Below are 20648 nucleotides of genomic sequence, written 5' to 3' on the forward strand. Positions count from 1 at the left end.
AGTTTTTTGGTAAGTACTAAAAGATTTTTAGTTAATCTAAATGTATTTTTTAAACCAACATAAACTTTGCTTATATAATTTGTAGGTTGTTCAGGTAGGTTTGAAGCGTAATACATAAGCAAAAGTTTATGGTAGATTTGGGATATCTATTTGGTATAATTTGGGATTACTAATATGAGATTTATTTTAATTAAATCGGTTTAAAAACATAAAATTTCGATGAAATGCGTTATTTTTTAACATTTCATCGAAATTTTATAAATATTCGTATTATTTTTCTTACAAAAAATATTATCTAAATATCCATTTCTGGTATATCTCCATTAATAATTAATGTGCCTTCTGTAGCATTTTTAATATCTTCAACTGAAACTCCTGGAGCACGTTCTAATAGTTTAAACCCTTGGTCTGTTACTTCTAAAACAGCCATATTAGTTACTATTTTTTTAACGCAACCAACACCTGTTAATGGCAAAGAGCATTTTTTAAGAAGTTTAGACTCTCCTGCTCTATTGGTATGCATCATAGCAACAATAATATTTTCTGCACTAGCTACAAGATCCATTGCTCCTCCCATACCTTTTACCATTTTTCCTGGTATTTTCCAGTTTGCAATATCTCCATTTTCCGCCACTTCCATTGCGCCTAAAATGGTTAAGTGTACGTGTTGACCACGAATCATAGAAAAACTCATGGCGCTATCAAAAAAACTAGCTCCTGGTAAGGTTGTTATGGTTTGTTTTCCTGCATTGATTATGTCTGCATCTTCTTCACCTTCAAAAGGAAATGGTCCCATACCAAGCACTCCGTTTTCACTTTGAAATTCTACCTCTATATCGTCTCTTACAAAATTAGCCACTAAAGTTGGTATACCAATACCAAGGTTAACGTAAAAACCATCTTTAACTTCTTTTGCAATGCGTTTTGCTATTCCGTTTTTATCTAACATTTTATTTAGTTTAAGGTTGTGGTTTATAAAACTATAAGCCTTATAAAAATTTAATTTTTTGGTCTTACTGTACGTTGCTCTATACGCTTTTCAAAAGTTTCTCCTTTAAAGATACGTTGCACAAAAATACCTGGTATATGTATTTGATTAGGATCTAATTCTCCTGCCGGTACTAATTCTTCTACCTCAGCTACGGTAATTTTTGCTGCGCCACACATTACTGGATTAAAATTACGTGCTGTCCCTTTAAATATTAGGTTTCCTGCTTCGTCACCTTTCCAAGCTTTTACAAAAGCAAAGTCTGCTTTAAAGGCATGTTCTAAGACATACATTTTACCATCAAATTCTCTGGTTTCTTTACCTTCTGCAACTTCGGTACCATAACCTGCTGGTGTATAAATAGCAGGAAAACCAGCTTGAGCTGCTCGGCATCTTTCGGCTAATGTCCCTTGTGGAATAAGTTCTACGTCTAATTCTCCAGACAGCATTTGTCTTTCAAATTCGTCGTTTTCTCCTACGTAAGAAGATACCATTTTTTTAATTTGCTTTTTTTGAAGTAATAGCCCTAAGCCAAAATCGTCTACTCCTGCATTATTAGAAATACATGTTACGTTTTTTACGTTTCGTTTTACTAATTCTGCTATTGCATTTTCAGGAATTCCGCTTAACCCAAAACCACCTAACATAAAAGTCATGTTATCTTCGACACCATCTAAAGCTTCCTGAACTGTATTAACGGTTTTTTTTATCATCATTTAGTTTTTTAGTGGTTTAAATTTAAGAATAAAAAAAACCATTCTGAAAAGAATGGCTTTTAAAATTTATCGTTGAAATATTTTAGAATTCTAATTCATCAGGAACATCTTCTTCTGGCATATCTAAATCGCCTGAATTTGAATTATTTCCTTCCTCATACTTATCACAATCTACAATAATAGAAAGGTCTTTAGGTTTTTCAAATTGATCTTTTGATACATCTAATTCTTTATCTTCATAACAACTTTTCATGTACATACCCCAAATTGGTAATGCCATAGATGCACCTTGACCGTATGTAATCGATTTAAAGTGAGCTGCTCTATCTTCTGCACCAACCCAAACGCCAGTTACTAGATTTGGTACCATACCCATAAACCAACCATCTGATTGGTTTTGTGTAGTCCCTGTTTTTCCTGCTATTGGGTTTGTAAATCCATATGGATAACCTGTGATAATTTCTTTATAAACACCACTATTTGGCATCCAAGTACGACGTAGTCTAGCTCCAGATCCTTCTGTGGTTACTCCTTCCATAAGTTTAACTGTAACATAGGCAGCTTCTTCACTTAAAACATCTCTAGTTTCTGGTACAAATTGGTATAAAACAGTATCATTTTTATCTACAATAGTAGTAACCATTACTGGTTTTGTATAAACACCTTGATTTGCAAATGCAGAATATGCGCCTACCATTTCATATAAGCTTATATCTGGTGTTCCTAATGCTATAGATGGTACTGCTGGTATTTCTGATTCTACTCCTAAATCTCTTGCCAGTTTAGATACTGGTTCTGGACCTACTTTATCCATTAACCTTGCTGTAATAGTGTTAACCGAGTTTGCTAATGCTGCCTTTAAGGTCATTTCTCCACTATAATCTCCATTTGAGTTTTTTGGTGCCCATGCCTTTTGATTTCCAAATTTACCAGCCTCAATAGTGTATGGTGCTTTAGGTAATTTATCACATGGCGACATGTGCAATTGATTAATAGCTGTTGCATAAACAAATGGCTTAAATGTAGATCCTACTTGGCGCTTACCTTGTTTTACGTGATCATATTTAAAGTGCTTATAATTCATACCACCAACCCAAGCTTTAACATGTCCGGTTTGTGGATCCATACTCATTAAACCTGGTTGTAAAAAGTGTTTGTAGTAACGCATAGAATCCATTGGTTTCATAATGGTATCTATTTCTCCTCTTTCCCAAGAGAAAATGGTCATTTCTGTTGGTTTATTAAAAGACGCTATAATTTCTTTTTCAGATTTTTTTAAATCGTACTTCATGTGTCTCCAACGTTCTGATTGACGCATAGAACGTTGCATAAGACTTTCTATTTCATCTTTATCTAGATCTAAAAATGGTGCTGTTGGATTGCGGTCTGGAGTATTTTGATGAAAAAATTCTGCTTGCAATTTTTTCATGTGTTTTACAACTGCGTCTTCTGCATATTTTTGCATACGCGAATCTATAGTTGTATACACTTTTAATCCATCTTGATATATATTGTATTTAGAACCGTCTGCTTTATAATTTTTCTTATCGTTTGCCCAGTCTTTTAAAAATGCTCTAAGGTATTCTCTAAAATAGGTAGCTGTACCATCGTTATGAGATTCTGGATTAAAATTTAAATCCAACTCTGTTTTTTGAAGTGAATCTTTAATTTTTTCATCTAAAACACCATATTTGGTCATTTGTGCAAGGACAACATTACGTCTATTTTTAACACCTACTGGGTTTTTATCTGGTCTTGGATTGTATAACGACGAATTTTTAAACATACCTACCAGCATTGCAGATTCTTTTACTGTTAGCTCTTTTGGCTCTTTACCAAAGTAAATTCTTGCTGCAGACCTAATACCGTCTGCATTGTTACCAAAATCGTAGATGTTGAAATACTGAGCAATGATTTCTTCTTTTGTATACTGACGTTCTAAACGAACTGCAATAATCCACTCTTTAATTTTTTGTATTAAACGCTCTGCGATATTTTTTGATCCTTCACCATGAAATAACTGTTTAGCTAACTGTTGAGAAATGGTACTTGCTCCTCCACTTCCTGGTTTTAAGACTGCACGTAATAAACCTCTTGCATCAATACCAGAATGATCATAATATCTAGCATCTTCTGTAGCCACTAAAGCATCTATTAAATTTTGAGGTAAATCTTCATATCGTACTGGTGTACGGTTATCGTTTAAATAAAATTTAGCTAATGTTTTACCGTCTGAAGAAATAATTTCGGTAGCTAAATTGGTTTCTGGGTTTTCTAATTGTGTATGGTCTGGCATTTCACCAAAAGCACCAACAGATGCTAAAAAGAATATTAAAACGATTAAAAGAATGCCTCCTAAAAAAAGCATCCAAAACCATCTGATGTATTTTTCGAAACCTGTAGTTTCTTGTTTTTTAGTTTTTGCCATCTATGCCAATTTATTCTGTTTTTTCTATCCTAAAACCTACGTCTGTAATACCTTCTAAATTTACTACGCCATTTACATTTCCGTTTTGGCGCATTGCGTGCTGTATGTTTACTTTATATTCTCCTTTTTCTTTAAAAATCACACCTTCTTTATACCACAACTTATTTTCTTTTACAGAAGATAACCCTTCGCCTAGCCACTCGCCATTTGGTTTTGTCATTGCGTATTGTAAAGTGTCTGTTATTGCTTTTCCGTGAGGAAATTTCATTTCAACAATTAAATATAAATTACTGAATTTATAAGCATTGGTGTTTCTTAAATTAACAAACAGGTTGTAAGGTTTTATAGAATCTGGTGGATTTATTTTAAAACTTACTACATCTTCTTTATTCCAAGCTGAAGACACACTTTTATATTCGTCATAAACAGCTTTAGAGTCACAAGACATTGCTAAAACAAATAGTAATAAAACAATTATATTATTTGTTTTCATTGTTGTTGTTTGGTTTGTTTTTATTTGGTCGACGTTTTTTAGGTCTTCTTTTTTGATTGTTTGAGTTGCTATTAGTGTTTGTATTACTTTTAGCTTCTACTTTATTTGGTCTATTACGCTTTCGGTTTTTATTAGTTTTACGTTTCTTATTGTGTTTTGGTTTATCAAAGCGTGTTAAACTATCTTGACCAACAACGTTTTCAAACTCGGTTTTAGTATCTACAGTTAAGTCTGCTGCGTATTCTTCTAAACTAGCAACTTTCTTTTTTTGTTTATTAATTTCTATAATTTCGTTGGCTTGTTCTGTGGTAATTAAGTGCCAATTCATCCATTCGCCTTCATAAGCGTACCACATATGTCCTTTAAAAATGTCTGTTTTTTGGCATACTGCAGTACCTTTTTCGGTATATAATTTAGTGTCTGTTTTAGGAAACGATTTTAAAGCATCTAAATACGCATCAAGCTCGTAATTTAAACAACATTTTAATTTACCACATTGACCAGCTAATTTAAGTGGATTAAGTGATAATTGTTGGTAACGTGCTGCACTTGTGCTTACCGATCTAAAATCTGTTAACCAGGTAGAGCAGCATAGCTCACGACCACAAGAACCAATACCACCAAGTCTTGACGCTTCTTGACGAAAGCCAACTTGTTTCATCTCAATTCTTATTCTAAACTCTTTAGCGTATACTTTAATTAGCTCTCTAAAATCTACACGTTCTTCAGCAGTGTAATAAAAGGTTGCTTTGCTTGCATCACCTTGAAACTCGATATCAGAGATTTTCATCTTAAGATTTAAATCTATAGCAAATTGACGTGCTTTAACCTTCATTGGTTCTTCACGGTCTCTTGCTTCGCTCCAAATATCTATATCTTTTTGTGATGCTTTACGGTATATTTTTAAGACATCGTTTTTGGTATCTACTTTCTTGCGTTTTATTTGTACACGCACTAATTCGCCCGTAAGGGTAACCATACCAATATCGTGACCAGATTGAGCTTGAGTAGCTACAATATCTCCAATACTAAGTGTTAATTTTTCGGTATTTTTATAGTAGTGTTTACGTCCGTTTTTAAAACGTACTTCTACCCAATCAAAAGGTTCTTCTCCGTTAGGCAAAGACATGTTTGCTAACCAATCAAAAACCGTTAATTTATTGCAACTATCTGTACCACACGTTCCGTTATTTTTACAACCTTTAGGCTGTCCATCCTTTCCTGTAGCGCAACTTTGACAAGCCATACTATTTTATGTATATATTGAATCTAAAGGAGTTAGCTTTAGATGACGATTAATAATTTGTGACTTTTCGCTTTCGCGGAAAATGAGCCACTTCAATTTGTAAAGATAAGATTATTCTTATGACTTTAAAATAATAAAATTTAGGTGTTTTTACACGTCTTTAACCGAAATTATATTTACTGGACATGCTTTTGAAGCTTCTGTACATGGTTCTAAAATCTCGTAATCGTTAGATTTTAGAGTAAAAAACCCTTTTCTATCTGTTGAATGTAGTAGGACTGTTTTGCCGTCTTTTTTTGACATCCTAAACTGGTTTGGTGCCAACTCTACACAGTAATTACAACCAATACACTTGTTTCTTTGTAAGGTAACAACAACCATTAGGCCTCTACTTTATTTTCTACAATTTTATAAAGTTTGTCTGATGGTCTTACTCTAAAGTCTAATGGAATAGTGATTGAGTCTCCTTTTGTTCCTTTTTCTAACGCTTGATCATTAACCAACATTTCTTTAAGCTCAAACTCTTTAGCACCTGTTGTTGGACCGGTAATTAGCAAAGTATCACCTAATGATAAATCGTAAGCCTCAATTTTAAATTCGCCAATTTTAGCTTTTGGATAAAAATGAACGCCTTTACCAATATACACTTTCTTTTGCGTTGCATGAGATCCTGAACCTTTACTCCATTCGCCTAATTTTTGACCTAAATAATAACCACTCCAAAATCCACGATTATAGACTTTTTCTAGCTCTTGCATCCAACCAATAACTTTGTCTTTATCGTAAGTGCCGTTTTCTACGCTATCAATTGCATCTCGGTAACACTTAATCACTCTTGCAACATATTCTGGTGCACGACCACGACCTTCAATTTTTAAAACCTTGATACCTGCATCTGCTACTTGGTCTAAAAAATCGATAGTACAAAGATCTTTTGGAGACATGATATACTCGTTATCCAATTCCATTTCAAAACCAGTTTCTTGGTCGATAACGGTATATTTTTTTCGACAATTTTGTTTGCAAGCACCACGATTTGCAGACGAGTTATGTGAGTGCAAACTCATATAACACTTACCTGAAACCGCCATACACAATGCACCATGACCAAAAATTTCGATCTCTACTAAACGACCTGATGGTCCTTTAATTTGTTCTTTTTCAATTTGCTCTGTAATGTGTTTTACTTGACGTAAACTAAGCTCTCTACTTAACACCATTGTATCTGCAAACATGGCGTAAAACTTAACTGTTTCTATGTTTGTGATATTAATTTGTGTTGAAATATGAACTTCCATACCCAACTCTCTAGCTACAGCAATTACCGCTTGATCCATTGCAATTACTGCTGTAATATTAGCTTCTTTAGCTCTTTTTACTAAGGTTTTTACGATGGATAAATCGTGATCGTAAATAATAGTATTAAGAGTTAGGTAAGTTCTTACATTTTTAGCTTGACAACGTTTAGAGATTTCTTCTAAATCGTCTAAAGTGAAATTAACAGACGCACGAGCACGCATATTTAGTTGCTCTACACCAAAATAAACCGAGTCTGCGCCATTATCTAAAGCAGCTTGCAAGGATTCAAAATTTCCTGCAGGTGCCATTAATTCTATCTTTTGCATCGCACTAGTCTTGTTTACTTTTTTAAAGTTTCAAAAATATTGCGTAAATCTTTTTTATATGGTAAATGGTCTGCTCTACCTTTTTTGAAGATGTCATTACTGTTACCTTGTCCTTTACGTAGTGCTTTTTGCTCTTCATAAGGCAATGCGTTTATATCTTTACACGTTGAAGAACAGCAATTGTCCATTTCAGCTTTACAATCTTCACACTGGATAAATAATAAATGACAAGCATCATTTGCACAGTTTACGTGCGTATCACAAGGCTTACCACATTGGTGGCATTGTGCAATTACATCGTCACTAATTTTTTCTGCTCTTCTTTCGTCAAACACAAAATTCTTTCCTATAAACTTATTTTCTAAAGCTTTTTCGTTGACTTGTCTTGTGTATTCTATAATTCCACCATCAAGTTGATAAACATTTTTAAACCCTTTGTGTTTAAAATAGGCGCTAGCTTTTTCACAACGGATACCACCAGTACAATACATCACTAATTTTTTGTCTTCTTTATGTGCTTTTAAATCATCTTCAATAATATCTAAAGACTCTCTAAAGGTATCTACATCTGGTGTTACGGCGTTTTTAAAGTGACCAATTTCGCTTTCGTAGTGGTTACGCATATCTACTAATACCGTGTTTTCGTCTTCTATTAAATCGTTAAACATTTCGGCATTAACGTGTATTCCTTTGTTAGTAACATCAAAAGTTTCGTCGTTTAATCCATCTGCAACAATCTTATCACGTACCTTAACTTTCAGCTTTAAAAAAGACATGTTGTCTTGCTCTACAGCAATGTTAAGTCTTACATTTTCTAAAAAGTCAATACTGTCTAAATGAGTTTTGAAGTTTTCAAAATTATCTGCTGGAAGTGATAATTGTGCGTTGATACCTTCGGTAGCGACGTAAATTCGACCTAAAACATCTAAACTATCCCATTTTATGAATAGTTGGTCTCTAAATTCTTGTGGATTGCTAATGCGCGCATATTTGTAAAAAGACAGAGTAAGACGTTCTTTACCTGCTTTTTCAATAAGTTCGGCACGTTCATTAGCACTTAATTTGTTGTACAGTTGCATGCTATACTTTCGTTTTAAGAGTTAATAAATGAGGTGCAAAGGTAGAATTTAAAATGGGTATTGCAAGATTAAAGATTGTATTTCGGTGTTAATTTTTTGAAAACCAAATACTTAAACTTTAAAAAGAAAAAAGTCCTTTGTGTTTTACAAAGGACTTTTAACAGACTAACTCGTTAATAATTTTTTAATTTTTTTATTAAAAAATGTTACGAGTTAACCTCCATCGGCTTTACAACTGCTATTTAAGAAAATAGAGATTGAAACGCCTAATGCATTAATCAAGATTATTTTTTTTAAATATTTCATTCCTTAGCAGTTTAGAATTAATATCTATAAAGAGGAATAAAAATTTTTTCTTTTTCATAGCTATTTTTTCCCTCTTTTGTTAAGTAGATGCAAAAAGTTTAAAAAGGTTGCGTGAGAAAAATAAAAATGGTTAAAAAAGTAGTATTTTAGCATTGAAATTTTATAAAAAGAACTGAAAATGAGCAAAGAAAACGAAGCAAAATTAAAAGCTTTACAACTAACACTAGACAAGCTAGATAAAGCCTACGGAAAAGGAACAGTAATGAAAATGAGTGATGCTGCTGTTGTAGATGTAGATGCTATACCTTCTGGATCTTTAGGTTTAGATATCGCTTTAGGTGTTGGTGGTTACCCAAGAGGAAGAGTTATAGAAATATATGGACCAGAAAGTTCTGGTAAAACAACTTTAACATTACATGCAATTGCTGAAGCACAAAAAGCAGGTGGTATTGCAGCTTTTATTGATGCAGAACATGCTTTTGACCGTTTTTATGCTGAAAAACTAAATGTAGATATCGATAATTTAATTATTTCTCAACCAGATAATGGTGAGCAAGCTTTAGAAATTGCAGATAATTTAATCCGATCTGGAGCTATAGATATTGTTGTAGTCGATTCGGTTGCTGCATTAACTCCAAAAAGTGAAATTGAAGGAGAAATGGGTGACTCTAAAATGGGATTACACGCACGTTTAATGTCTCAAGCATTAAGAAAATTAACCGCATCTATTAGTAAAACCAATTGTACCGTAATATTTATTAACCAATTACGTGAAAAAATTGGAGTTATGTTTGGTAACCCAGAAACTACTACTGGTGGTAACGCTCTTAAATTTTATGCTTCTGTTAGATTAGATATTAGAAGGTCTACACAAATTAAAGACTCTAACGGAGATGTTATGGGTAACAAAACACGAGTTAAAGTGGTTAAAAACAAAGTAGCACCGCCATTTAAAACAGCAGAATTTGATATTATGTATGGTGAAGGTGTTAGTAAAGTTGGAGAAATTTTAGATGTAGCTGTAGATAAAGGCATTGTAAAGAAAAGCGGATCTTGGTTTAGCTACGAAGACACTAAATTAGGACAAGGTAGAGATGCCGTAAAACTAGTTATAAAAGATAATCCAGAATTGTTTGAAGAACTAGAAGGCAAAATAAAAACCGCAATAAAAGAAGAACAATAAAATAAAATCCCGATTAATTCGGGATTTTTTATTTTTATACGCAACCTTTTTACAACTAATGCATCTATTAAGTACTTAATAGCAATAAACATAGATGAAAAAATTAATATTATTACTGATAAGCTTTAGCTTTATGATTACTTCTTGTAGTGTAGAGGATGATACACCAACAGAAAATTATCATATAGAAATACTACCTGTTGAGTCTGCTACTGTGCCAGAATCTTTTACCTATGGAGAAGATCATGAAATTACGGTTAGCTATATTAGACCTAGCACTTGTTACGAATTTAATGACATATATTTCTTAAAAAATAATAATGTAAGAAATGTTGCAGTAATGACCACAGTATGGGATAACGTAGTAAATTGTGTAGACTTACAAAGCATAGAAGAAAAAACATTTACAGTTAAAGCAACTCAATTAGAAAACTATATTTTTAAGTTTTGGCAAGGTGTTGATGATAGCGGAGAAGATATTTACTTAACCGTTGAAGTACCTGTTGAGCAATAATTTTTTTTTAATTAATAAAATATGCATTGAGTTTAGACCGGCTCATATATAATTGTCAAAAAAATGACACAAAAGCGCAAAGTGAATTATATGAACTTTTTTCAAGTAAATTATTCTCAATCTGCTTAAAGTATTCTCGTAATTACGCAGAAGCAGAAGATAATTTACAAGACAGTTTTATTACCATATTTAATAAAATAAAACAGTATAAAAATAAAGGAAGTTTTGAAGGTTGGCTTAAAAGAATAACAATCAACACTGCATTACAACGTTACAGGCAACAAAAAGTATTTGACATTGTTAACGAGGATGCAATTGAAGAGGAAGAAGAAGTAGATATAGATGAAAATAACGTAAGCCTTGAGTTTTTATTAAACTGTATACAAGAGTTACCAGATAGATACAGGCTAGTTTTTAACTTATACGTTTTAGATGGTTATTCTCATAAAGAAATATCACAAATGCTAGACATAAATACAGGTACTAGCAAATCTAACCTAGCAAGAGCTAGGCTAATATTAAAAGAAAAAATAACAACATATACTAGCGGTAATAATTCGCAAAGTTTATAGATGAGTAAAAAGAATTTAGATAGACTATTTCAAGAAAAGTTTAAAGATTTTGATGCTAAGCCAGATAAACATGTTTGGCAAAACATTAAAAAACAACTTGAAGAAGAAAAAAACGACAAACCAGTGTTAATCATTCCACTATGGTTAAAACTTTCTGGTGTTGCTGTTTCTATATTATTAATGTTGTTTTTAGGCAACTCTTTATTTAATACTAATATAGAAAATCAGCCTATAATTGTAGATTCTCCACAAAAAACAGAGAGTAACACAACAACTAAAAAGCCTAAATCAGAGCTAAACAATAAAGAAACTAATATTACTACTACAGTAAAAAATAAGAACTCTGTTACAGAATCTAACTTACATAAAACAGAATCTTTTAATAAAAAAGAACCATTAAATAATCAAAACACAAATAACTTAACTACTTCTAGTGTAAAATCTGCTGTAACAGCAATAAATAACTCTAAGACAACGTCTACAAAAAAACAAAGTACTTCTAATAATAAAAAGGCTGTTTTAGAAGATAAATTAGATCAAACTGGTATTGCAAAATCTTCTAACAATACTAATAATAGCAAAGTGCCATCAAATAATCTTAAAGGCATACAAAACAATAATTTAAAACTTGATAGCAGTAAGGCTTTAGCAGAAAACAGCTTAGAAAAAAATAATTTAGATAAAGAAGAAAAAGAAGACCAAAAAGAAAATGCAATTGAAACTGCAATTGCAGAAAACGAAGAATCAAATAATGAAAAAGAAGAAGATTTTAACAGGTGGAGTATCTATGCTAATGCTGCACCTGTTTATTACAATAGTTTTGGTAATGGGTCTTCTATAGATGAGCAATTTATGGGTAATAATAAAACCGGCGAAATAAATGCTGCTTACGGACTTAAGTTTGGTTACGCTATTAACGATAAAGTTAAAATTAGAACAGGTATTAATAAACTAAATTTAAGTTATGATACCAATGATGTAATTGTTTATCAAAACGTAAGTAACAACCCTAAAGTTATGAGAAACGTTAGATTAAATAAAATTAACAACTTGGACATAAACGTTATTAGCGGAAACGAATCTTTTTTACAAGTACCAAATATAGGTTTTGTTAGAAATGTTTCTTTAAGTCAACGTATATCTTATTTCGAAGTTCCTTTAGAAGTAGAATATAATTTAATAAATAAAAAAATTAGTTTAAATATTATTGGTGGTGTTAGTTCTTTCTTTTTAGACGATAACGAGTTAATATCTGAATTTGAAGGAGATCAAACTAAAATAGGAGAAGCTAATAATTTAAATTCTGTGAGCTTTTCTACAAACTTCGGTGTTGGATTATATTACAATTTTTCTAGACATCTTCAGTTAAATTTAGAACCAACTTTTAAATATCAAATTAATGCTTACAATAATACATCTGGAGAGTTTAACCCTTATATCATAGGGTTATATTCTGGGTTAAGTTATAAATTCTAAGTTTTAGTTATTTTTCTTTTTTAGAAGAAAAATAACTATTAAAAAAGCCACTCTGTGCCAAGAGTGGTTTTTTTCATTTAAAATTTTCTAATTGTTTTAAGATAACTAATCTAGCCTTTTCATTTAAGGACTTAGTATCATTAACGCTCAAATCTGATGTAGATATAAACTGATGCATAGTTGCTCTTAAAATACCTGGTCCACCACTAAAAAAAGTATAAGAAAATCGTCTTTTATTATCTGCAAACGTTAATGGCACAATAGGTATTTTATGGTTTATAGCTAGTCTAAAAGCACCATCTTTAAACTCGGCTAAATCTATATGTTCTTCAGGCACCATGCCTTCTGGGAAAATACAAATACTTAAACCTTGTTTTAATCGCTTTTGTGCCCTCATGAAAACACGTTTTCTGCTTTCTGCATCACCACGATCAACTAAAATACAAGTACGCTTATAGAAAAAACCAAATAATGGGATTTTTGCCAACTCGGCTTTACCAACAAAAACAAAAGGATTTTTTACTGTTACCAACATTAGCATAATGTCAATCATAGACGTATGATTAGCAATAAACATATAGCTTTTTTTGCGCTCGGTTTTTTGCAGATAATTAATTTTTGTTGGCATACCCATTCCAACTAAAATAAAACGCGCCCAAAAGCGGGCTAATTTAAAAAAGTATGGATACCAAGATTCTTTAGAAATAGAAATTAAAAGCAACGGAAATAACACAATTATTGGTAAGGCTACCAAAACGTAAAACCAAATACGGTAAAATGTCCAAAAAATGTACTTAAATATCTTCATTTGGATTCAAAACTAATTAAATTAATTGAGCTATTCTACTAAAAAAATTACCTTTGCCATTCAGAATTAAATTTAATCATGGCAAGAATACTTACAGGAATTCAAAGTACAGGAACACCACATTTAGGTAATATATTAGGTGCAATTTTACCTGCTATAAAATTATCCGAGAACAGTGATAATGAGTCTTATTTGTTTATAGCAAATTTGCACACCTTAACACAAATTAAAAATGCAGAAGAGTTAAGACACAACACCTACTCTGTTGCTGCAACCTGGTTAGCTTTTGGGTTAGACATAGAAAAAACAGTGTTTTATAGACAAAGTGATATCCCTCAAGTAACAGAACTTGCTTGGTATTTAAACTGTTTTTTTCCGTTTAAAAGATTGCAATTAGCCCATGGTTTTAAAGATAAAGCAGACCGTTTAGAAGATGTTAACTCTGGATTATTTATGTACCCAATGCTTATGGCTGCAGATATTTTATTGTATGATGCAGAGATTATTCCTGTGGGTAAAGACCAACTTCAACATATCGAATTTACAAGAGATGTAGCCTCTCGTTTTCATGCAAAAATGGGTGAAGCTTTTGTTTTACCTGAAGAAAAACTTCAAGAAAACACAATGCTTATCCCAGGTACAGATGGCGAAAAAATGAGCAAAAGTAGAGATAACTACATCAACATCTTTTTACCAGAAAAACAACTTCGTAAAAAAATAATGAGTATTGAAACAGATAGCACTCCATTAGAAGAGCCTAAAGACTGGAGTACGTGTAACTGTTTTGCTATTTACAGCTTATTAGCTAACGAAGAACAAATTGCAACAATGAAAGCCAATTACGAAAATGGTAATTACGGTTATGGTCATGCTAAGCAAGCGCTTTACGAGTTAATCTTAACCACTTTTGAAGCTCAAAGAGAACGCTACAACTATTACATGCAAAACTTAGATAAAATAGACGAAGCGTTAGCTATTGGTGCAGAAAAAGCTAAAAAAGTAGCAGATAAAGTATTAGCTAGAGTTAGAGAAAAGGTTGGATATTAATTAAATAAGCTCAAACAATTTTCCTGGTAAAGGTCTAACAACACCTTTTAACTCCATATTAAGTAAAATACTTGCCATTTTGTAAGTTGGTAATTTGCAGTTTATAGCAATAACATCTAAAAGCTCTTTATCGTTATCTTTTAGGTAATTGTAAACTATTTTTTCATCTGCATCTAACTCTACAAATAGCTGTTTTTGTATTGGTGGCTTTTTTAACGCTTCTAATTCCCAATTAAGCATATAAGGAATATCGTATGGTGTAGATAGCAAATGTGCTTTTTGCTGCTTAATTAGGTTATTACAACCAACACTTTGGCTATCTGTTATGCGACCTGGTACCGCAAAAACATCTCGGTTATAAGAATTAGCAATATCTGCAGTTACAAGGCTTCCGCCTTTTTCTGCAGATTCTATAACAATGGTTGCTTGACTTAAACCTGCAATAACACGATTTCTTTTTAAGAAGTTGTTACGATCAAAGGTATCACTACTCCAAAAATCAGTATAAAAACCGCCATTATTTTCTACTTCAGCCACATATTTTTTATGCACTTTAGGATAAATTTGGTTTAATCCATGCGCTAAACAACCAATAGTTTGCAATTTGTTTTTTATTGCTGCTTTATGTGCGGTTATATCTGTACCATAAGCAAACCCAGAAATAATTATAGGCTTGTATACTGCTAAATCTTCAATTAATTTTTCGCAAAAAGCTATACCAGATGTTGTAATTTTTCTAGTACCAACTATGCTAATAATGTGTTGATTATTTAAGTTGATATTTCCTGACGAGAACAATAAAATAGGACCATCTAAACAATGTTTTAATTTTTCTGGATACGTATCATCTAAAAAATAATGACAATTTATACCTTCATCTCTTATGTATTTTAGTTCATTTTCTGCAGCTTCAAGATGATTTGATTTATGTAATTCACTCAATAAAACTTCACCAATACCGTCAATTTTTAAAAGATTACTTCTTTTTTCTTTAAAGACAGCTTCTGCACTTCCGCAGTGATTAATTAGCTTTTTTGCAGTAGTATCTCCAATTTTTGATACGTGTTGTAAGGCTAAAATATGCAGTAATTGGCTATCTTTCATTTTATATTAATCTGATTTTTAAGCTACAAGAAAAGAAATTTATTGCTGTTAATAAATAATAGGGTCTAAATTTTATTCGCTTTTAAAAATTTATAACTTTGTTTTTATGCAATTAGAAACCTACATAAGCGATTTGTTATACCGTTACGATTGTGTGACTGTGCCAGAGTTTGGTGCTTTTTTAACGCAACGTAAATCGGCTACAGTACACGATTCTACCAACGCGTTTTATCCGCCAAAAAAAGTATTATCTTTTAATGAACAAATACAAAATAACGATGGTCTTTTAGCACGTTATATTGCAGATGTAGAAAAGATTCCTTTTGAAGTTGCTACGCAAAATATAGCAATGCGTGTTAAATCGTTAAAATCTTATTTAACCGAAGGAGAAACTTTAACCTTTGAAAATATTGGCGATTTAAAGTTAAATAATGAAGGTAAAATACAGTTTACACCTTCTTATCACCTTAATTATTTAACAGATGCGTTTGGTTTATCTCAATTTGTAAGTCCTTCTGTAACAAGGGAAGAATACAAAAAAGAGGTTGACACAATTGAAAAAGAAGTGCCAACCATTGCAATTACACAAGAAAAACGTAAAAGTAAGTCTTATCTTAAATACGCTGCAGTTGCTATTATTGTATTAGGTTTAAGCGGTTTTGGAGTAACTAATTATTACAAAAATATAGAAAACCATAACCAAATAGCTCAAGAAGAAGCAGATGCACAATTAGAAAGTCAAATACAAGAAGCTACATTTGTAATAAGCAATCCTTTACCTGCTGTAACATTAAATGTAAATAAACAAATAGGTAATTATCATGTGATTGCTGGTGCTTTTAGATTAGAAGAAAACTCTGATAAAAAAGTTGAACAGTTAAAAGCTTTAGGTTTTAAAGCAAGAAAAATTGGTACAAATAAATACGGATTACACCAAGTTGCTTATGGTAGTTATACGTCTAGAGAAGACGCTTTTAACGCTTTAAATTCAATAAGAAAAGAAAGTAATAAAGACGCTTGGTTGCTTATAAAAAAGTTAGACTAAGTAATATTTAAAACAAATATTAAAAGCCTCACAATTATAATTGTGAGGCTTTTTGTTTTCATAATTATTTGTAAAAAGCTAAACTAAAAATGTAAATCGTCTTACCTTTGCAAAAAAAATAAATTCCATGACACCTAAAACTGCCGAAAGTTCTAAAACAACATTAACCGATTTAGTATTACCAAGCGAAACTAATCCGTTAAACAACCTTTTTGGTGGCGAGTTACTAGCACGTATGGATCGTGCAGCAAGTATTAGTGCAAGACGCCATAGTAGACGTATTGTAGTAACTGCTTCTGTTAATCATGTTGCATTTAACAGAGCTGTGCCTTTAGGTAGTGTTGTAACTGTAGAAGCTAAAGTATCTAGAGCCTTTAAAAGCTCTATGGAAATATTTATTGATGTTTGGATTGAAGATCGTGAGTCTGGAGAACGCACAAAAGCTAATGAAGCTATTTATACCTTTGTTGCTGTTGACGAAACAGGAAGACCTGTAAAAGTACCAGAACTTGTACCAGAAACCGATCTTGAAAAAGAACGTTATGCTGCTGCTTTAAGACGTAAGCAATTAAGTTTAGTTTTAGCAGGAAAAATGAAACCTCAAGACGCTACAGAACTTAAAGCTTTATTTGAGTAATTACATTTTATAAACCCATTCTGCTGGGTTTTGTGATGCATTATTTTTATAAACGCTAAACTTTAATAAGGTTTGACCATCGCTGTCTGTAAAGACTTCGCCAATCTCTTGTTTTGTAGAAATCTGTTCACCTTTTTTAACATAAACTGTTTTTAAATTACCATAAGCTGTAATGTAATTACCATGTTGGATTAAAACCACAGGATTACTCTTTTTTTGCACCATTACAGCTAAGACTTTACCTTTAAAAACAGCTCTAACTTTAGCATCTTTTTCGGTAGCTATTCTTACACCGCTACTTTGTATTTCGACACTAGGATTTATAGGAGATCTTTGTTTTCCGTAACGTAGTTTTACAATTCCCTTTTCTACTGGCCAAGGTAATTTTCCTTTGTTACTTATAAAGTCTGCTGCTATTAATTTTGCTTCGGCTGTTAATGCAAAACCAGATTTGTAGGTAGACGTTTTGCCTGCTTTTTTATTAGATTTTGCTATTTCGGCTTTAATAATTCGGTCTATTTCTTCATCTATTTTAGCAGCTTCACGCTGCTTTTCTTTTATTTGAGCAGCATACTTATTTAAGTCTTTTTTAATCTCTGCCATTATAGATTGATGTTGCTTTCTATCGGCTTCTAATTGATTTTGAATGACCTTATTTTCTGCAATTAACTTATCCTTTTCTTCTTTTTGCTTAACTAAATCTAAGTTTAAATCTTGAAGCTTTTTTGCTTTTACTTTTATGTCTTCGGCTTGTTGTTTCTGCACCTTTGCATATTGGTTCATGTACTGTAAACGCTTATAAGCTTGTCTAAAATTATCTGAAGACAATAAAAACATTACACGGCTTTGTTCGCTTTTATTTTTATAACTTTTTTGAATCGTTTTTGCGTAGTTTTCTTTTAAAATGGTAAGCTCGTCACGCAATTGCGAAATTTCTTTTTGATTATTATTTATAGATCTAGTTAATAAATTAGCTTGTTGATTGGTGACTTTTATTAAGTTATTAGTCACGCTTAACTTATAGTTTAAGTCTTCTATTAAAGCGGTTTGATCCTTCTTTTTATTTTGGTTAGAAAAAAGAAGATTGTTTATTTTCTTAATTTCGTTTCTAAGCTCTATTCGTCTTGCTTCAAGCTGATCTTTTTTATTGTTTTGCGCTTGCGCGGAAGTGATGCCAAGCAACAAAAACATTAATGAAAGGGTTAGAAACTGATTGAATTTCATGGTTATAATTCTATTTTTTTATATCCTGAAGGAATGCTAAACGGAAAACGTACATCTTCATTCAAATCTACAGATTTTAATTCTAAATTAATCACTAGTTGATCTTCATTTTCTATAGCAAAAATCTTTGTTTCTGAAGGTAAAGTTAGGTTGTCTACTTTTTGATAAGATAAATAGTCTATTTGTAAAATTCTACGTTCTTTAGGTTGTGCAATTTGCTGAGAATCCATTTTAAAATGACTTGGGTTGAACATTAAAAAAAGCTCGAATAAATCGCGTTGTTTTTTTGGTTTTAATTGGTAAGATTTGTCAAAAATATCAATCTCATAATCTTTATCATTTAGTGAAAACATAGACTGACCTAATAGCATATTTTGTACTTTTTGAAAATCTAATTCTGTCCCTAAAAGATTACTTAAATACGTAAAATCGCCATCAAAATAAGTGTTATCTAGTTTGTTATAAAACGCGACTCTTGTTGGTGTTATTAGTGCTTTTACTAACCCTAATTTACTCATCCAAATGGTTTTATCTTTTTCTATACGAAGACTAACGGTTGTTCCTTCAGATTTATTTTTTTCTATGTATTCAATTTTCATTTTACCGACTAAAGTCTTAAAATCTGACTCTACTTTTTCGGTTTGTTTAATTAATTGTTTTGCTGTTAATCTATTGTTTAGTTCGCCATTGGCAACAATAGTTTTGGCTGATTTACAACCAACAAATACAAATAAGAATAGTATTGTATATAGAGAAAATTGAGTTTTAATAGTCATTAATTAGATAATTGTAATTTTTTTGCTTTATCACTAAACGTTTTGGCTTTATTTAAATTGTTTGTTGCAGTATAAGCTTTGGCTAATTGATTATAAAAATCTGCTTCCATTGGTTTGTCATCAATAATGTAATCTAAGCCCATTTCTAAGCTTTCTATAGCTTCTTTAGGTCTGTTTAAATAGTTTAATGACACGCCATGAGTAAGATATAAAACTGGTTGCGATGGGAAAATTTCTATACCTTCTTGGCTACGATCTGCTGCTTGTTTAAATTGTTTTAAATCTATGTGAAGAAGTATTATATTTCTTAATATCCCAAAGTTTTCTTCTTCTTTTTGAAGTGCTTGTTCGTAAAAACTTATTGCTTTTTGTTTTTCGCCTTTAAGTAAATAATATTGAGCTAACTCTACCAACGTTTTACCACTAGATTCAATTTTTGTTAGCATTGAAGTTACATCTACTAAGTCTTGCTCGTATTGTTGATTTTTACTGACAAATTTTACAAAATCTGCTAGTACTTTTATTTTAGATTCGGGATTAATTTTTGAGCTTTGTAAAGCAATTTTCATAGAATTAATTGCTTTATCGTGGCTACCTTCATCTAAATAAAATTTATATAATGCTAGATGAACAAGTTGGTTTTTTGGATTAATTTCTAATAGCTTTTTTGCTGTTTCAAATGCTTTTTTCTTATCGTTATTTTCGCTGTAGCGATAGATTAATCTTAAATAAGTTTCTTCAGATTCTGGATTTTTATCTACGCGTTCTTCAAGATTTTCAATTTGATCTTTTTTTCTACCTGTTGCGTTGTAAATGCGGTTACGTAGTAAGTCTCTATCGTCTGTAATACCGTACTCTTCATCTAACTCGTCTAAGATTTTAAGTGCATCTTTAAAATTACCTGTTTGTACGTAAATATTGGCTAAATCCTCTTTATAATCTGGATGGTATTTTACCAATTGTCTTACGGTTTTTATGGCTTTGTTATATTCTTTTTGCTGAATGTAAACATGATACAGCTCGTCTAAAACCCATTCGTTATCAGGCTCTATTCTTAATGCATCTTTTAATGCATCTTCAGCTTCTCCAAAATTTTTAAGCTTGTTGTAGTTTTTTCCTAATTGATAATAAATAACCACATGAGAATCGTCTAATTCTAAGCATCGTTTTAAGTTATCTACAGCACGATCATAATTTTCTATACCGTGTTGTTTCATGGCTTCGTAGAAATTATTTTGAAATTCGTCTTCAAAATTTCCTAAGTCGTCATTTGGTGTTTTATTAAAATCTACTTGGGCATAGTTAGTCTGCGGAATGCATAACATTCCGAAAAGGAAATATAAGATGTAAAGCGTTTTTTTCATCTAAATAACCTTTTGAC

General features: G+C 31.7%; 20 protein-coding genes. 7 read left to right on the forward strand and 13 right to left on the reverse strand.

The features are described 5' to 3' along the window. Positions 1–295: 295 nt before the first annotated feature. The 8 genes from ACEQT4_RS07555 to ACEQT4_RS07590 form a co-directional block, all read right to left on the reverse strand. The gene (locus ACEQT4_RS07555; RefSeq protein WP_027879219.1) at positions 296–949 is read right to left on the reverse strand and encodes a 3-oxoacid CoA-transferase subunit B; all 654 of its coding nucleotides are present in this window, start codon (positions 947–949) and stop codon (positions 296–298) included. A 50-nt stretch (positions 950–999) separates the two neighbouring features. After that, a complete protein-coding gene (locus ACEQT4_RS07560; RefSeq protein ID WP_370226823.1) occupies positions 1000–1701 on the reverse strand; it encodes a CoA transferase subunit A in 702 nt (233 codons plus the stop codon). A gap of 85 nt (positions 1702–1786) precedes the next feature. Beyond that, positions 1787–4132 (reverse strand): penicillin-binding protein 1A, encoded by a 2346-nt coding sequence (locus tag ACEQT4_RS07565; RefSeq protein ID WP_370226824.1) that lies wholly within the window; start codon positions 4130–4132, stop codon positions 1787–1789. Between the two features lie 10 nt (positions 4133–4142). Further along, positions 4143–4625 (reverse strand): gliding motility lipoprotein GldH, encoded by a 483-nt coding sequence (locus tag ACEQT4_RS07570; RefSeq protein WP_370226825.1) that lies wholly within the window; start codon positions 4623–4625, stop codon positions 4143–4145. Continuing rightward, positions 4612–5871 (reverse strand): stage 0 sporulation family protein, encoded by a 1260-nt coding sequence (locus tag ACEQT4_RS07575; RefSeq protein WP_370226827.1) that lies wholly within the window; start codon positions 5869–5871, stop codon positions 4612–4614. The genes ACEQT4_RS07570 and ACEQT4_RS07575 overlap by 14 nt, the downstream gene beginning before the upstream one ends. Positions 5872–6021: 150 nt before the next feature. Continuing rightward, a complete protein-coding gene (locus ACEQT4_RS07580) occupies positions 6022–6252 on the reverse strand; it encodes a ferredoxin (protein WP_106680623.1) in 231 nt (76 codons plus the stop codon). Then, positions 6252–7496 carry a peptidase U32 family protein gene (locus ACEQT4_RS07585; protein WP_370226828.1) on the reverse strand — a complete coding sequence of 415 codons (1245 nt, stop codon included), beginning with the start codon at positions 7494–7496 and terminating at the stop codon, positions 6252–6254. Before ACEQT4_RS07585 ends, ACEQT4_RS07580 begins: the two co-directional genes overlap by 1 nt. Before the next feature lie 14 nt (positions 7497–7510). After that, positions 7511–8575 (reverse strand): rhodanese-related sulfurtransferase, encoded by a 1065-nt coding sequence (locus tag ACEQT4_RS07590; RefSeq protein ID WP_027879225.1) that lies wholly within the window; start codon positions 8573–8575, stop codon positions 7511–7513. 484 nt (positions 8576–9059) lie between these two features. Between ACEQT4_RS07590 and recA the strand changes: the two genes are divergently transcribed. The 4 genes from recA to ACEQT4_RS07610 all read left to right on the forward strand — a co-directional run bounded on the left by recA (position 9060) and on the right by ACEQT4_RS07610 (position 12626). Further along, entirely contained in the window at positions 9060–10064 is a 1005-nt protein-coding gene (gene recA / locus ACEQT4_RS07595; RefSeq protein WP_027879226.1) for a recombinase RecA, read from the forward strand. A gap of 94 nt (positions 10065–10158) precedes the next feature. Beyond that, positions 10159–10578: a hypothetical protein gene (locus tag ACEQT4_RS07600; protein ID WP_106680632.1), complete on the forward strand. Its 420-nt coding sequence runs from the start codon at positions 10159–10161 to the stop codon at positions 10576–10578. Positions 10579–10604: 26 nt separating this feature from the next. After that, positions 10605–11150, forward strand: coding sequence for an RNA polymerase sigma factor (locus tag ACEQT4_RS07605; RefSeq protein ID WP_027879228.1), 546 nt, complete (start codon positions 10605–10607; stop codon positions 11148–11150). Then, positions 11151–12626 (forward strand): hypothetical protein, encoded by a 1476-nt coding sequence (locus ACEQT4_RS07610; protein ID WP_370226830.1) that lies wholly within the window; start codon positions 11151–11153, stop codon positions 12624–12626. A 73-nt stretch (positions 12627–12699) separates the two neighbouring features. Here the strand turns inward: ACEQT4_RS07610 and ACEQT4_RS07615 are convergent, their stop codons facing one another. Next, entirely contained in the window at positions 12700–13434 is a 735-nt protein-coding gene (locus ACEQT4_RS07615; RefSeq protein ID WP_370226831.1) for a lysophospholipid acyltransferase family protein, read from the reverse strand. 78 nt (positions 13435–13512) lie between these two features. On the opposite strand from ACEQT4_RS07615, the gene trpS reads away from it, so the two are divergent. Beyond that, positions 13513–14481 (forward strand): tryptophan--tRNA ligase, encoded by a 969-nt coding sequence (gene trpS / locus ACEQT4_RS07620; RefSeq protein WP_027879231.1) that lies wholly within the window; start codon positions 13513–13515, stop codon positions 14479–14481. Here trpS and dprA read toward each other — a convergent pair whose 3' ends face one another. Beyond that, positions 14482–15585, reverse strand: a complete 1104-nt coding sequence (dprA, locus tag ACEQT4_RS07625) for a DNA-processing protein DprA (protein ID WP_370226833.1) — start codon at positions 15583–15585, stop codon at positions 14482–14484. 106 nt (positions 15586–15691) lie between these two features. Between dprA and ACEQT4_RS07630 the strand changes: the two genes are divergently transcribed. Continuing rightward, positions 15692–16630 carry an SPOR domain-containing protein gene (locus tag ACEQT4_RS07630; protein ID WP_370226834.1) on the forward strand — a complete coding sequence of 313 codons (939 nt, stop codon included), beginning with the start codon at positions 15692–15694 and terminating at the stop codon, positions 16628–16630. Between the two features lie 127 nt (positions 16631–16757). Further along, positions 16758–17267 (forward strand): acyl-CoA thioesterase, encoded by a 510-nt coding sequence (locus ACEQT4_RS07635; protein ID WP_223077739.1) that lies wholly within the window; start codon positions 16758–16760, stop codon positions 17265–17267. Here ACEQT4_RS07635 and ACEQT4_RS07640 read toward each other — a convergent pair whose 3' ends face one another. The 3 genes from ACEQT4_RS07640 to ACEQT4_RS07650 are packed head-to-tail and all read right to left on the reverse strand — an operon-like array spanning position 17268 to position 20631. Continuing rightward, the gene (locus ACEQT4_RS07640) at positions 17268–18491 is read right to left on the reverse strand and encodes a murein hydrolase activator EnvC (RefSeq protein ID WP_370226835.1); all 1224 of its coding nucleotides are present in this window, start codon (positions 18489–18491) and stop codon (positions 17268–17270) included. 2 nt (positions 18492–18493) lie between these two features. Beyond that, positions 18494–19267, reverse strand: a complete 774-nt coding sequence (locus ACEQT4_RS07645) for a DUF4292 domain-containing protein (protein WP_106680659.1) — start codon at positions 19265–19267, stop codon at positions 18494–18496. Next, positions 19267–20631: a lipopolysaccharide assembly protein LapB gene (locus tag ACEQT4_RS07650; protein ID WP_027879268.1), complete on the reverse strand. Its 1365-nt coding sequence runs from the start codon at positions 20629–20631 to the stop codon at positions 19267–19269. Before ACEQT4_RS07650 ends, ACEQT4_RS07645 begins: the two co-directional genes overlap by 1 nt. Positions 20632–20648: the final 17 nt, after the last annotated feature.

This window comes from Mesoflavibacter sp. (assembly GCF_964226795.1).
Lineage (GTDB): Bacteria > Bacteroidota > Bacteroidia > Flavobacteriales > Flavobacteriaceae > Mesoflavibacter > Mesoflavibacter zeaxanthinifaciens.

Bases quoted from the DNA above. Each gene is read 5' to 3' on its own strand.
- ACEQT4_RS07555 (WP_027879219.1), bottom strand. From the start codon at position 949: ATGTTAGATAAAAACGGAATAGCAAAACGCATTGCAAAAGAAGTTAAA.
- ACEQT4_RS07560 (WP_370226823.1), bottom strand. From the start codon at position 1,701: ATGATAAAAAAAACCGTTAATACAGTTCAGGAAGCTTTAGATGGTGTC.
- ACEQT4_RS07565 (WP_370226824.1), bottom strand. From the start codon at position 4,132: ATGGCAAAAACTAAAAAACAAGAAACTACAGGTTTCGAAAAATACATC.
- ACEQT4_RS07570 (WP_370226825.1), bottom strand. From the start codon at position 4,625: ATGAAAACAAATAATATAATTGTTTTATTACTATTTGTTTTAGCAATG.
- ACEQT4_RS07575 (WP_370226827.1), bottom strand. From the start codon at position 5,871: ATGGCTTGTCAAAGTTGCGCTACAGGAAAGGATGGACAGCCTAAAGGT.
- ACEQT4_RS07580 (WP_106680623.1), bottom strand. From the start codon at position 6,252: ATGGTTGTTGTTACCTTACAAAGAAACAAGTGTATTGGTTGTAATTAC.
- ACEQT4_RS07585 (WP_370226828.1), bottom strand. From the start codon at position 7,496: ATGCAAAAGATAGAATTAATGGCACCTGCAGGAAATTTTGAATCCTTG.
- ACEQT4_RS07590 (WP_027879225.1), bottom strand. From the start codon at position 8,575: ATGCAACTGTACAACAAATTAAGTGCTAATGAACGTGCCGAACTTATT.
- recA (WP_027879226.1), top strand. From the start codon at position 9,060: ATGAGCAAAGAAAACGAAGCAAAATTAAAAGCTTTACAACTAACACTA.
- ACEQT4_RS07600 (WP_106680632.1), top strand. From the start codon at position 10,159: ATGAAAAAATTAATATTATTACTGATAAGCTTTAGCTTTATGATTACT.
- ACEQT4_RS07610 (WP_370226830.1), top strand. From the start codon at position 11,151: ATGAGTAAAAAGAATTTAGATAGACTATTTCAAGAAAAGTTTAAAGAT.
- ACEQT4_RS07615 (WP_370226831.1), bottom strand. From the start codon at position 13,434: ATGAAGATATTTAAGTACATTTTTTGGACATTTTACCGTATTTGGTTT.
- trpS (WP_027879231.1), top strand. From the start codon at position 13,513: ATGGCAAGAATACTTACAGGAATTCAAAGTACAGGAACACCACATTTA.
- dprA (WP_370226833.1), bottom strand. From the start codon at position 15,585: ATGAAAGATAGCCAATTACTGCATATTTTAGCCTTACAACACGTATCA.
- ACEQT4_RS07630 (WP_370226834.1), top strand. From the start codon at position 15,692: ATGCAATTAGAAACCTACATAAGCGATTTGTTATACCGTTACGATTGT.
- ACEQT4_RS07635 (WP_223077739.1), top strand. From the start codon at position 16,758: ATGACACCTAAAACTGCCGAAAGTTCTAAAACAACATTAACCGATTTA.
- ACEQT4_RS07640 (WP_370226835.1), bottom strand. From the start codon at position 18,491: ATGAAATTCAATCAGTTTCTAACCCTTTCATTAATGTTTTTGTTGCTT.
- ACEQT4_RS07645 (WP_106680659.1), bottom strand. From the start codon at position 19,267: ATGACTATTAAAACTCAATTTTCTCTATATACAATACTATTCTTATTT.
- ACEQT4_RS07650 (WP_027879268.1), bottom strand. From the start codon at position 20,631: ATGAAAAAAACGCTTTACATCTTATATTTCCTTTTCGGAATGTTATGC.